Origin of the sequence: Halobacillus litoralis, from assembly GCF_020171725.1 — a bacterium.
Taxonomy (GTDB): Bacteria; Bacillota; Bacilli; order Bacillales; family Halobacillaceae; genus Halobacillus; species Halobacillus litoralis_F.
On the sequence record NZ_JAIVAJ010000002.1, the window covers coordinates 466,191 to 478,340 of the forward strand.

Genomic DNA, 12,150 nt, shown 5'->3' on the forward strand with positions numbered 1-12,150 from the left:
CCTTGATTTTTTGGTACGATTAGAGGTGCATCAGATGTAAAGGACGATTCATATGACAAAAACTTATCAAGTGAAAGTAGATGGATTTGAAGGTCCGCTTGATTTACTCCTTCATTTGATTCATCGTTATGAGATTGATATATACGACATTCCTGTGTCTCAAATAACGGATCAATATATGCAGTTTATCCATACGATGCAGGAACTTGAACTCGATGTGGCGAGCGAATACCTCGTTATGGCTGCCACGCTTCTTGCTCTGAAGAGCCAAATGCTTCTGCCTAATCCAGCGATGGAAGAAGCGGAAGATGAGGAGATGGAGGAAGATCCACGGGAAGACTTGATGAGGCGGTTGATCGAATACCGTAAGTACAAGCAGGCTGCCCATGAGTTGAAGGAAAAAGAGGTCGAAGCGAACCGGATTTATACTCGTCCTCCTATGGTGCTTGAGACGGAAGAAACCGATCAGCCTATCGAGCAGGGCGAAGCGTCAGTGTATGATATGGTACAAGCCATGAGTCGCCTGCTGAAGAGGTCGAAGCATCAATCCAAACAGGAATCCAGAATCAAGCGGGATGAGATTCCGATTCAAGTGAGAATGGACGAGATTCTTCAACGCGTGCAGCTGAAAGAGGAAGGGACCCCTTTCACCCAATTGTTTGAAAAGCGGACCCGTCCGCATATGGTTGTGACGTTTATTGCTTTACTGGAATTGATGAAATCGAGAAGTATCATTTGTGTTCAACAAAAGCATTTTGAAGAATTGGTCGTTTATCCATCAGAATAAACAATGGAGGAACTGCCGTGAATGTAGAAGAGTCAAAAGCAATTATTGAAGGAGTGTTATTCGCTTCTGGTGAAGAAGGGATTACGCTGAAAAAACTAGGGGATCTGCTCGAAGTCACCCCGCGCGAATTGGATGCCATCATTGAGGAAATGATTAAGGGGTATCAGGCGAAGGAAAGAGGAATCACTGTGATGAAAGATAACGGAACCCTCCATCTGACAACGAAACCTGAACACGCCGTTTATTATAAACAACTGCTTGATTCCTCCGGCTCGACAAGGCTGTCTCAAGCTTCTCTTGAGACACTGGCGATTGTTGCTTACCAACAGCCTATTACGCGCATAGAGATCGACGACATACGTGGTGTGAAAAGTGATCATGCAGCCCGGACTCTTGTCAATCGTGGATTGATTGAAGAAAAGGGGAGAAAAGAAGCGATCGGCCGGCCGATCCTTTATGGTACGACAAAGGACTTCCTGATATATTTCGGGCTTACATCGCTCGATGAACTGCCTCCGTTGTCAGAGTTCATTGAACAGCAGGACGTAGAGGACGAAGCGGATTTGTTCTTTGAGAAATTCACCGATCTGGATGATTCTGATTCATAGAGATCTGGCCTTTTTAGGTCAGACTCTTTTTTTGTCTGAAAAACAATGAGCTTGGATCTATCGATAAGACCTTTCGGTTCAGTTTGCTCCATGAGTCTTTGAACGGTTTGTGAAAAGGCAAACTTCTTTCATATGCTTGTCTTTCACTGCATAGAGTGGAGTAAACGACGATAACAGGGAGGAATACCTCTTGCGAATGATAGTTACTCTAAGTCTTCTCATGACCATGTTATTACTCACATTCTCTCCAATAAAAGGACAAGCCAATCCGAATCTCGGAGTCTCAGCTGAACATGCTGTGCTGATGGATAGCGAATCAGGCAGGGTGTTATTTGAGAAAGATGCCTATGATTCGTCTTTGATTGCCAGTACAACCAAGATAATGACAGCCATCATCGCGATTGAATCAGGAAAACTGGATGAGAAAGTAGAAGTGAGCGGCCAGGCTGTAAGAACAGAGGGTTCCTCGATCTACTTGACAGAAGACGAGAAAATCCCACTGAGAGACTTAGTCTACGGATTGATGCTGAGGTCTGGCAATGATTCGGCCGTAGCCATTGCTGAACATGTCGGTGGAAGTGTCGAAGGTTTTACCCATCTGATGAATGAGAAAGCGCAATGGCTTGGGATGCAGTCCAGTCACTTCGAGAATCCTCATGGTTTGGACGGAGAGACCCACTTCTCAAGTGCTTACGATTTGGGGCTGCTTATGGCGTATGCCATGAAGGATGAAACGTTCAGAGAAGTGACGGGCAGTGAAAAATACCTTTCTGAGAACCGCGATTATGCGTGGATGAACAAGAACAAACTGTTAACGAAGTATTACGAGCCTACGAACGGTGGGAAGACCGGCTTCACAAAAAAGGCAGGCCGGACGCTTGTAAGCAGCGCCGAGAGAGACGGAATGGAGCTGATTGCAGTCACGCTGAATGCTCCGGACGACTGGAACGATCACCAGCGGATGTATGAGTGGGGATTTGAGCATTTCGAAACGGTTCAGCTTCAAAAGCAAGGGGTCATGGAAGCGAATGGGCAAAGCTACTACATTCCAAGAGATGTATCGATGCCGCTCTCCTTACTCGAGAAAGAACAGCTTGAAGCACACTTTTACCGTTATCCTGTCGATGACTCGAGTCACTTGGCTGGTGTTGCACACTATTCCATTGGCGACACTCCGTTGTTAAAAACACATGTGTGGAAAGAACGTCCAGAGCAGGGATTGATAGAAGAGTCGCTGAACTTCATGAAACAGTTGACGGGGGTTTCCATATGGTAAACCTGATATGGGTTTTACTGGCGGCGGTTGGAATCATCTTTGCTGCTTTCAATGGAACCATGAAAGAAGTCAATGAAGCCATTTTCCTGACACTTGATGAAGCGGTGATGATCACCATCAGCCTCGCCGGTGTCCTTGTCTTCTGGCTTGGGTTAATGAAGATAGCAGAGGAAGCGGGTCTGCTGAGGGGACTCGCCGCCATCTTCCGACCTATTGTGGAAAGAATCTTTCCGGAAATTCCTAAAGATGATCCAGCTATTGGCTATATATTATCGAATATGACGGCGAATATGTTCGGCCTTGGGAATGCTGCAACACCAATGGGGTTGAAAGCGATGAAAGAAATGAAACGACTGTCAGGCTCTGACGGAGCGAGTCGTTCTATGATTACCTTTCTTGCCATTAATACTTCCTCCCTCACCTTAATTCCGACCACTGTCATCGCCATCCGTATGAAATATGGGTCTGTCGATCCGACCAGTATTGTCGGGGCTACGATCACCGCTACGATCATCTCAACGCTTGCTGCTTTGATGATCGACCGATTCTTCTACTACAGGCGGATGAGGGTGAGGAAGTTATGATCAGCATTTGGTTTATACCGGGTATTATCTTTATCGTTCTTGCGGTTGCGACAATCAAAAAAGTACCGGCGTATGAGGTGTTTGTAGAGGGTAGCAAAGAAGGAATTCAAATAGCGGTTTCCCTTCTTCCTTTTCTCCTTGGAATGATGGTGTCTATCGCCATCTTTCAAGCTTCAGGAGCGATGGGGGCAATTCTGAAAGTGTTTGAACCGTTAATGACATCGATTGGCGTACCGGAAGAAATTCTTCCCCTCGCCCTGATCAGACCGATATCCGGCACGGCTGCTTTAAGTATGACGACGGAACTGATTCGTACATTCGGACCGGACTCCCTCATTGGACAGCTTGCCTCCACCATGCAGGGAAGTACCGACACGACACTTTACATCATTACAGTCTATTTTGGGGCAGTCGGAATCAAACGTATGGGAGACGCGTTAAAAGTTGGACTATTGGCGGATTTAGTCGGTATCATTGCAGCCATCGTTGTTGTTTTCATCCTATTTTCGTAATAGGGTGATTTTTTTGTGCGCAGTGTTCTCACACGGGACGTACAAAAAATGGTCGTACCGCTCCCTCATCATCATGAAAATGGAATAAGAGTTTCCACATTTGGCAAGGTTTAATGGAAGAGAAAGAGAATCAATTTCGACAAGCTGATTCCGCTTATTCTCATTTGGTGCCGGAACGTGTATAATGAGATGTTGAAAGCCGCGTTGTATCTGGCACAACGTGGTTTATCTATGGATAGTATGAATATGTAAAATAAAAAGGTTGGTGACGGTCCTATGGCAAACATGGAACGACTACAAAAGGTGATCGCCCATGCAGGTGTAGCATCAAGAAGAAAAGCAGAACAATTAATTGTAGATGGAAAAGTGAAAGTAAACGGAGAAACCGTAACAGAACTCGGAACGAAGGTAACGCCGAACGATGACATCGAAGTGAACGGTGTACCGATCGACAAAGAGGAACCTGTCTATTTCCTTCTCTATAAACCACGCGGAGTGATTTCCAGTGTGAAAGATGATAAAGGTAGAAAAGTAGTCACGGACTACCTGCCTGAAGTACAAGAACGTATTTTCCCGATCGGACGTCTCGATTATGATACTTCCGGCGTGCTTCTTCTGACAAATGACGGAGATTTCGCTAATCTACTCATGCACCCTAGTCATGAGGTTGACAAAGAATACATCGTGAAGACAAAGGGAATCCCGAGCTCAGATCATATGAAAAAGCTGAAAAAGGGCATCTCAGTTGATGGAGACTATCTGAAAGCTGTGCATGCAAAAGTGATGTCTACAGAAAGCAAGAGAAATACGGCGATTGTAAAAGTGATCCTCCATGAAGGGAAGAACAGACAAGTCCGTCGAATGTTTGATGCATTAGGCTTCCCTGTGGACAAGTTGAAGCGTGAGAGATACGGCATGATCGGGCTTCATGGAATGAATGCCGGTGACTACCGCCCGTTGAAACCTCATGAAGTGAAACAGCTTCGTCAACTAGCTGAAGAAAATGTTAAATAACGTTCAAATTTAGTATCTCCAAACAATGGTATAATGAGTGGGGAGTGACAAAATATGAAAGAATCTACGTTCAAGAAAAAACGAAAGCGCTTATTTTTCCGTACCTTCATGCTGCTCTTCATGGCAGGCCTCGTTGCGTTTGCGATTATTTCGAGCCTCAATGAGGAGGATGCCGTGATTGCAAAAGGGGAAAAAGCACCTAATTTTCAACTGAACAAATTCGGAACAGATGAACCGGTTACCCTGCGTAGTTTAGAGGGAAAAGGCGTCATGTTAAATTTCTGGGCCACTTATTGTGAACCATGTAAAGACGAAATGCCTTATATGGAGGAAATGTATGCGGAGTATAAAGATAAAGGTGTAGAGATCTTAGCGATCAACCTGGATTCTACCAACATCGTGGTTGAAAGGTTCCTTGACGACTATGGCATTACATTCCCGATTTTGCGAGACAAAAAGGGGCAAGTGATGGACTTGTATCAAATCGGTCCAATCCCTACGTCCATTTTCATCAGCCCTGAAGGAGAAATTGTTGAGCAAGTCAAAGGTGAACTGACCTTGAACAAGCTGGAAGGCTACCTCCAACAAATTACGCCTGAGTAAGTCTATTCAACATTGTGAGGTTTTAGTATGAAACAAATGAAATGTGAATGCGGTCATGTTAACCCGACTGGTACAGTCCTTTGTGAGGAATGCGGGAAACCGATTGAAGGGAACCAGCACATTGATGGAAATGACCGCCAGGAACTTTTGAACATGCGCTATGACGGTTCAGCCAGGCGCTCACAGACCTACAACAGGACAGTGGTCGATAAGATCTGGAATTTCTTTTCTTCTGTTAAAGTGGGGGTCTGGTTAATTGTCATTACGGTGATCGCATCGGGGATTGGTACGATTTTCCCTCAAGAGATGTACATACCGAGTAATGTAGATCCCGCTATTCACTATCGTGATGAGTTCGGGATTTTAGGTCAAATTTATTACCAACTGGGCTTTCATAATCTGTTCAGTTCATGGTGGTATATGTTGCTGCTCGCGATGATCGGGATTTCGATCGTGATTGCCAGTATCGACCGTTTCTTCCCTTTGTATAAAGTACTGAAGAAACAAAAACCGAAGCGTCACGAGGCATTCATGAAAAAGCAGCGCGTTTTCGGAAAGACAGAAAATGCACAAATTGATGTGGAACGGTTCAAAAGCAACTTGAAAAAACAGCGTTTTAAAGTTACGGAACAAGATGGGCATATCCTTGCAGAGAAGAACCGATTCTCAAGATGGGGTCCATACGTCAATCACATCGGGTTGATCATTTTTCTGATCGGTGCTTTATTACGATTTGTTCCGGCTTTCTACATTGATGAATTCGTATGGGTGCGGGAAGGAGAAACAACCGTTATCCCCGGTACGGACAGTCAGTATTACATTGAGAATTTAGATTTTATTCTTGAGACCTATGATCAGAACGATGAACGTTTCCAAGAAGCGATTCAGAATTCAGGTGGTCTTGTACCGAAGAACTTCCAAACGGATGCCATCATCTATGAACGTTCTGAGGAAGCCCTCCCTGGAGCTGAGTCCGAACTTCAAGTGGTTAAAGAAGACTCGGCGAGAATGAACCATCCGATTAAATTCGGTGAGTTCGCCCTCTATCAATCCAGCTATCAGTTGAATGAATTTGATGAAATGACATTTAAGATTCATGATGCAGGTGATGAGGATACCAATTACGGAGAATTCACGGTAGATCTCAACGATCCGCAAACCGAATACCAGCTTGAAGGAGGCTACCGGGTCGTCATTGAAGATTACTTTCCTGAGTATGAGCTGAGTGACGGCGTACCTAGTTCGATTTCGAAATATCCGAAAAACCCGGCTTTCGTATTCAATGTTTACCCTCCAGATGCATCAGAGCCGGAAACGAGCTTCCTTGGCATTGGCAGTAATATCCCAGCAAATGAAAACAACGAGTATAAGCTAGGGCTTGTGAATTTCGATGTGCGGGATGTAACGGGTCTGTCTGTCAAAAAGGACCATACGCTAGGGATCATTTCTCTCGGCGGTGCGATCTTTATGATTGGTGTGATTCAGGGGATGTATTGGAACCATCGCCGTATTTGGCTTCAGCCGAAGAAGGATGGCGTTTGGATAGCTGGACATACGAACAAAAACTGGTTTGCACTCCGGCGCGAAATTGAAAAAGCGGTTGACGGGACGAACATCGAAGAACCCGTTGATCAGTATGAAATGAAATCGTAAGTCATTTCCATTGAACAGTTAGGAGGACGATCATGGGAGATTTAGTTTCGATCAGCAGTAACCTATTATATGCTTCATTCATCATCTATTTGATTGCGACATTCTTCTTTGGAGGCACGATACGCGATAAACAAAAAGGAAGAAGCCGGGTCGCTGGTAAAATAGGAATAGGCATTACCATCGTAGGTTTCTTATCTCAAGTTGGTTATTTTATTACAAGATGGATGGCAAGCGGACATGCACCGGTCAGTAACTTATTTGAATACACGACGTTCTTTGGCATGATGCTTGTATTTGCATTCATTATTTTGTATTTCATTTACAGGCTGGATTTCCTCGGACTGTTTGCCCTACCGGTCGCCTTGTTGTTGATTGCTTTTGCCAGCATGTTTCCGACCGAGCTGTCGCCACTTGTGCCATCTCTCAAGTCGCACTGGCTCTATATTCATGTAACGACAGCATCACTTGGACAGGGGATTCTATCCGTCAGCTTCGTAGCAGGGCTGATCTTCTTGATCCGTCAGGTTGATCAGACGAAACGTTCAAAACATACTTCCTGGCTGGAATTTGTTTTATATGTAATTGTGGCAACCGTAGCCTTCATCATTCTCTCTTCCACGTTCAGTGCGCTGAATTACGAAGCGACATTCGAAGCACCTGTGAATGGACAGCAGGGTGAGGTGACGTACGAGCTGCCAGCTTTAGTCGGACCTGCTGGTGGTGAGCTGACCACAGAAGGCGTTATGGCTCCGTTATTCAGTGCACCTGGCTGGATGGAAGGCCAGGACGCGGCCAAGAAGTTGAATACGTTCCTTTGGTCGATTGTCGGAGGGCTCGTATTATATGGACTTCTCAGACTCATACTGAGAAAGCGTCTTGCAGCTTCGATTCAACCGCTGCTCAAGCGTGTCAATCCTGAACTTGTGGATGAAGTGGCGTATCGCTCCGTAGCCATCGGATTTCCGGTGTTTACGCTTGGTGCACTCATTTTTGCCATGATCTGGGCTCAACAAGCTTGGGACCGATTCTGGGGATGGGACCCGAAAGAAGTATGGGCATTGATTACATTCTTCTTCTATGCGGCTTATCTTCATTTAAGGTTGTCCAGAGGCTGGCAGGGGATGAAATCCGCCTGGCTTGCCGTTGGAGGATTTGGCATTATTATGTTTAACTTGATTGTAGTGAACCTTGTAATTTCTGGTTTACACTCATACGCTTAACAAATCTGTACGTCATGAAGGGCAGGGGGGTGAGGAGTACTCCTCTGTCCTTTTTTCGATCTTTGAAAAGAGGAGGATGTATCGTGGAACAAGAAGCTAGAGTATTAGTCGTAGATGATGAAGAGCGTATCCGCAGACTGATCCGTATGTATTTAGAGCGTGAGAATTACGTCGTTGAGGAAGCAGAGGATGGGGAGGAAGCCTTGACGCTTGCTCTTCAGGAAGATTTCGATGTGATTTTACTTGATCTAATGCTGCCTGGTAAGGATGGTATGGAAGTGTGTAAACAGTTACGGGAAAAGAAAGCGACTCCTGTCATCATGCTGACAGCCAAAGGTGAGGAAACAAACCGTGTTCAGGGCTTTGAAGTCGGGACGGATGATTACATCGTGAAGCCGTTCAGCCCACGTGAAGTGGTGCTGCGTGTGAAAGCTTTATTGAGGAGAGCCTCCTCGACCCGGTTCTTGGAGACAGATACGTCAGCAAGAAATGTTCTCGTCTTTCCGCATATGACAATTGATAATGATGCTCACCGTGTAACAGCGGACGGAAAAGAGGTCGCGTTGACACCTAAAGAGTATGAGCTGCTTCATTTCATTGCTCAGGCTCCGGATAAAGTGTTTGACCGGGAACAATTGTTGAAAGAAGTGTGGCAGTATGAATTCTTCGGCGATCTTCGTACAGTCGATACACATGTCAAGCGATTACGGGAAAAGCTGAGTAAAGTATCCGGCGAAGCTGCAAGTATGATTGTGACCGTGTGGGGCATCGGATATAAATTCGAGGTTAGTGGCGACTAATGTTCTGGCGAAGTGTAGTAGGAAAACTTTGGTTTACCATCTTGCTTCTCGTATCGGCCGTATTAACGCTGCTGACGATCCTGCTACTGGAATTTTTTCAGAATTATCATGTTCTGGAGGCTGAAGAGCACTTACTGCAAACAGCCTCTAAGATTTCAGAGGTAGTCGAGCGCTATGAAGACCGTGACCTGATGCTTGAGACGACAGCTTTAGTGAAAGACCCGGAAAGCAGGGCTGTCATCATATTCAATCCTAACGATGTAATCGTTTCGGAGAGTGAGTCCGATACCCTCCCGCACATGGAATACCAGTGGTTCTCTTCAGATGAGCAGCTCGCTTCGGTGCTAGAGGACGGGCAGGATGTCAAGATGGTCTCGGATACGGAAGAGTCCGAGACTGGTTTGATGGTTGTCGGGACCCCTCTTCAAGCTCAGGAAGGGGCTGTTTTCGTATATGAGTCTTTGGATACGGTGCGCGAAACGTCTGAACAAACGACGAAGATCATCTTTCTTGGTGCGGGGATCGCCATTATTTTAACGACAGTCTTTGCCTTCTTCTTGTCCACTAGAATCACTTCTCCTTTAATTCAAATGCGGGAAAGTGCACTCGAACTTGCAAGAGGGGAGTTTCATAGGAAGATTCCGATTCGGACTCATGATGAAATCGGTGAGCTTGCCATGGCTTTCAATCGAATGGGCAGGCAGCTTAAATATCATATCAATGAACTCAATCATGAGAAAGAGCAGCTTTCGGGTATTTTAAGTTCGATGGCTGACGGAGTCATTACGGTCAATCGAGAAGGAGAAATTTTGATTTCAAACCCTCCTTCCCAACAATTTCTACAAGCCTATGAATTCGAAATGTACGGCCTTTCGATGAGTGATTCAGAATCTACGTCTCTTCCTGATCCGCTTAAGCACATGTTTGAAAAGGTGATTAAGGAAGAAGAGGAAACGATGACAGAGGTCACGCTCCAAGGGCGGTCCTGGGTCATCATCATGACACCTCTTTATGATGATTCGAAGGTTCGTGGTGCTGTTGCCGTTCTTCGGGACATGACCGAGGAGCGCAGGCTTAATAAACTTCGCAAAGACTTCATTGCGAACGTCTCCCATGAGCTGAGAACTCCAATTTCCATGCTTCAAGGCTACAGTGAGGCCATCGTTGATGACATCGCAGAGAGCAAGGAAGAAAAAAATGAATTGGCTCAAATCATTCACGAGGAATCGTTGAGAATCGGGCGGCTTGTTAATGAACTGCTGGATCTAGCACAAATGGAAGCAGGACACATCACATTAAATACGGACCGTGTTGATATGTCATCCTATATGAATAAGGTCATCCGTAAATTTAATGGGCTTGCGAGTGAGCAAGGAGTGGACCTTTCCCTTAAGCTGGACTTGAAAAAAGAAGAACTGATCTTTGATGAAGACCGAATCGAGCAGGTATTCACCAACTTGATCGACAATGCGATCCGCCATTCTGTAGAAGGGGGAGTCGTGAGTGTCGAAGTCGTCGAGAACGGTAAGGAGTGGATGGCTTCTGTCCAGGACTCCGGTCAAGGCATAAAGGAAGAAGACCTGCCCTTTGTATTTGAGCGGTTCTACAAGGCAGATAAATCAAGAAAACGGGATACACAGAAAAAAGGAACGGGTCTCGGACTTGCGATTGCAAAGAATATTATAGAAGCCCACCGTGGTTCGATCAGCGTCCGTAGTAAATGGGAAGAAGGTACGACATTTACGTTCCGTATTCCGAAAGATCTAGAAAAAAATGAAAATTAGGTTGCTTGTCCACCGAATGTACGATAAGTTAATAGATGAACATTAGTAGGATCATGGTGCCTTTAAGGCTGAAAAGGGAATCCGGTGAAAAGCCGGAACTGTCCTCGCAACTGTAAGTGCTAACGAACCGGAAGAGCCACTGCGATATTGAATCGCGGGAAGGTTCCGGAGTAGGAAGACGCACGAGTCAGTAGACCTGCCGGATCTGATGTTTCAAAGCTTCGAGGATTGAGCGTTTGAGACAACCGATCGGTGCAGCGTTATTTTTACCTATCTGGTTTGTCTTAAGCTTGTCCTTATGTAAAGGGCAGGCTTATTTTTGTGGTTAATAACGAGGTCGTTGTCTTTACGTGTTCTCAAACCTTGACTAATTCTGGAAAGAGAAGGTGAAGAACATGAAGAAGTTTTACTCGATTTTACTTGCTGTCAGTTTTTCTTTGGCGGTTCTTGCGGGCTGCGGTGCCACTACGGAACCCGGGCAGGCGGAAAGTGGCCAAACAGAAGCGAAACAGGAAGTGGCAGCAACCATTATTCTCAATAATGGAGAAGAAGAGCTTGCCAACAAAGAAGTTACGGTAGAAACGGGAACGACATTGATGGAAGTGATGAAAGAGAACTTTGAAGTGGAAGAAAGTGATGGTTTCATCAATGGTCTGGAAGGCATTTCAATGAACGAAGAGGAAAAAATGGCTTGGATGTACACCATTAACGGTGAAGAAGCGATGGTAGGAGCAAACGAGTACGAGATCGAGCAGGGTGACGAAATCACATTTGACTATCAATCTTGGGAATAAAACGTGATGAATGTCTATAAGCTGACATTGATTGCCATGCTTGCATCGCTTTCCGTTTCAGGGAGAATTATCTTCGCGAATATTCCGAATATCCAACCGTCGACAGCGATCATTATCATAACGGGTTTTTGGCTGGGACCACTTGGAGGAGTCCTAGTCGGTCTGCTTACTGCTTTGCTATCGAACCTTGTGATCGGTATGGGCATGTGGGTGGTATGGCAATTGGTTGCGTGGTCAATCATTGGGTTCGGCGCAGGAATAATCGGTAAGTTTTGGAACAATACGCCGATTTGGTCGTTAATGGTTTATGGCGCATTCGGAGGGTTCTTCTTCGGGTTCATCATGGCTGTAACCTTCCGGGCAGCAGGCCAGCCTTTTTGGGCCTATTACCTAGCTGGGATCGGTTTTGATGTGAACCATGCGATTTCAAACGTAGTGGTCATCGGCTTACTGGCTCCGGTGTTGTCGAGGCTGTTTAGAAGATATGAAACGAATCTCCAAGTCGTCAGTTAAGT

Annotated in this window: 13 protein-coding genes and 1 riboswitch; all 13 genes read left to right on the forward strand. The window is 45.5% G+C overall.

Annotated features, from left to right (window positions below; all coding sequences use genetic code 11):
• Positions 1 to 52 precede the first annotated feature (52 nt).
• The 13 genes from LCM20_RS06810 to LCM20_RS06870 all read left to right on the forward strand — a co-directional run bounded on the left by LCM20_RS06810 (position 53) and on the right by LCM20_RS06870 (position 12,148).
• Positions 53 to 787 (forward strand): segregation/condensation protein A, encoded by a 735-nt coding sequence (locus tag LCM20_RS06810; RefSeq protein WP_225194676.1) that lies wholly within the window; start codon positions 53 to 55, stop codon positions 785 to 787.
• A 17-nt stretch (positions 788 to 804) separates the two neighbouring features.
• Positions 805 to 1,395, forward strand: coding sequence for an SMC-Scp complex subunit ScpB (gene scpB, locus LCM20_RS06815; RefSeq protein WP_225194677.1), 591 nt, complete (start codon positions 805 to 807; stop codon positions 1,393 to 1,395).
• Positions 1,396 to 1,591: 196 nt separating this feature from the next.
• On the forward strand, positions 1,592 to 2,671 hold the full coding sequence (locus LCM20_RS06820; RefSeq protein ID WP_225194811.1) for a D-alanyl-D-alanine carboxypeptidase family protein: 1,080 nt from the start codon (positions 1,592 to 1,594) through the stop codon (positions 2,669 to 2,671).
• The gene (locus LCM20_RS06825) at positions 2,665 to 3,255 is read left to right on the forward strand and encodes a nucleoside recognition domain-containing protein (protein ID WP_225194678.1); all 591 of its coding nucleotides are present in this window, start codon (positions 2,665 to 2,667) and stop codon (positions 3,253 to 3,255) included. The genes LCM20_RS06820 and LCM20_RS06825 overlap by 7 nt, the downstream gene beginning before the upstream one ends.
• Entirely contained in the window at positions 3,252 to 3,767 is a 516-nt protein-coding gene (locus tag LCM20_RS06830; protein ID WP_225194679.1) for a spore maturation protein, read from the forward strand. Before LCM20_RS06825 ends, LCM20_RS06830 begins: the two co-directional genes overlap by 4 nt.
• Positions 3,768 to 4,052: 285 nt before the next feature.
• Positions 4,053 to 4,781: a pseudouridine synthase gene (locus LCM20_RS06835; RefSeq protein WP_225194680.1), complete on the forward strand. Its 729-nt coding sequence runs from the start codon at positions 4,053 to 4,055 to the stop codon at positions 4,779 to 4,781.
• A gap of 54 nt (positions 4,782 to 4,835) precedes the next feature.
• Complete coding sequence (gene resA / locus LCM20_RS06840) at positions 4,836 to 5,384, forward strand: thiol-disulfide oxidoreductase ResA (protein WP_225194681.1); 549 nt, start codon at positions 4,836 to 4,838, stop codon at positions 5,382 to 5,384.
• A 27-nt stretch (positions 5,385 to 5,411) separates the two neighbouring features.
• On the forward strand, positions 5,412 to 7,037 hold the full coding sequence (locus LCM20_RS06845; protein WP_225194682.1) for a cytochrome c biogenesis protein ResB: 1,626 nt from the start codon (positions 5,412 to 5,414) through the stop codon (positions 7,035 to 7,037).
• A gap of 32 nt (positions 7,038 to 7,069) precedes the next feature.
• Positions 7,070 to 8,257, forward strand: a complete 1,188-nt coding sequence (gene ccsB / locus LCM20_RS06850; RefSeq protein WP_225194683.1) for a c-type cytochrome biogenesis protein CcsB — start codon at positions 7,070 to 7,072, stop codon at positions 8,255 to 8,257.
• 83 nt (positions 8,258 to 8,340) lie between these two features.
• Entirely contained in the window at positions 8,341 to 9,057 is a 717-nt protein-coding gene (locus tag LCM20_RS06855; protein ID WP_225194684.1) for a response regulator transcription factor, read from the forward strand.
• Positions 9,057 to 10,841, forward strand: coding sequence for an ATP-binding protein (locus LCM20_RS06860; RefSeq protein WP_225194685.1), 1,785 nt, complete (start codon positions 9,057 to 9,059; stop codon positions 10,839 to 10,841). The genes LCM20_RS06855 and LCM20_RS06860 overlap by 1 nt, the downstream gene beginning before the upstream one ends.
• A 37-nt stretch (positions 10,842 to 10,878) precedes the next feature.
• Positions 10,879 to 11,060, forward strand: a riboswitch (cobalamin riboswitch).
• Positions 11,061 to 11,236: 176 nt separating this feature from the next.
• Complete coding sequence (locus LCM20_RS06865) at positions 11,237 to 11,635, forward strand: DUF4430 domain-containing protein (protein ID WP_225194686.1); 399 nt, start codon at positions 11,237 to 11,239, stop codon at positions 11,633 to 11,635.
• Between the two features lie 6 nt (positions 11,636 to 11,641).
• Positions 11,642 to 12,148, forward strand: coding sequence for an ECF transporter S component (locus LCM20_RS06870; protein WP_225194687.1), 507 nt, complete (start codon positions 11,642 to 11,644; stop codon positions 12,146 to 12,148).
• Positions 12,149 to 12,150 lie beyond the last annotated feature (2 nt).

Bases quoted from the DNA above. Each gene is read 5' to 3' on its own strand.
- LCM20_RS06810 (WP_225194676.1), top strand. From the start codon at position 53: ATGACAAAAACTTATCAAGTGAAAGTAGATGGATTTGAAGGTCCGCTT.
- LCM20_RS06820 (WP_225194811.1), top strand. From the start codon at position 1,592: ATGATAGTTACTCTAAGTCTTCTCATGACCATGTTATTACTCACATTC.
- LCM20_RS06825 (WP_225194678.1), top strand. From the start codon at position 2,665: ATGGTAAACCTGATATGGGTTTTACTGGCGGCGGTTGGAATCATCTTT.
- LCM20_RS06830 (WP_225194679.1), top strand. From the start codon at position 3,252: ATGATCAGCATTTGGTTTATACCGGGTATTATCTTTATCGTTCTTGCG.
- LCM20_RS06835 (WP_225194680.1), top strand. From the start codon at position 4,053: ATGGAACGACTACAAAAGGTGATCGCCCATGCAGGTGTAGCATCAAGA.
- resA (WP_225194681.1), top strand. From the start codon at position 4,836: ATGAAAGAATCTACGTTCAAGAAAAAACGAAAGCGCTTATTTTTCCGT.
- LCM20_RS06845 (WP_225194682.1), top strand. From the start codon at position 5,412: ATGAAACAAATGAAATGTGAATGCGGTCATGTTAACCCGACTGGTACA.
- ccsB (WP_225194683.1), top strand. From the start codon at position 7,070: ATGGGAGATTTAGTTTCGATCAGCAGTAACCTATTATATGCTTCATTC.
- LCM20_RS06860 (WP_225194685.1), top strand. From the start codon at position 9,057: ATGTTCTGGCGAAGTGTAGTAGGAAAACTTTGGTTTACCATCTTGCTT.
- LCM20_RS06865 (WP_225194686.1), top strand. From the start codon at position 11,237: ATGAAGAAGTTTTACTCGATTTTACTTGCTGTCAGTTTTTCTTTGGCG.
- LCM20_RS06870 (WP_225194687.1), top strand. From the start codon at position 11,642: ATGAATGTCTATAAGCTGACATTGATTGCCATGCTTGCATCGCTTTCC.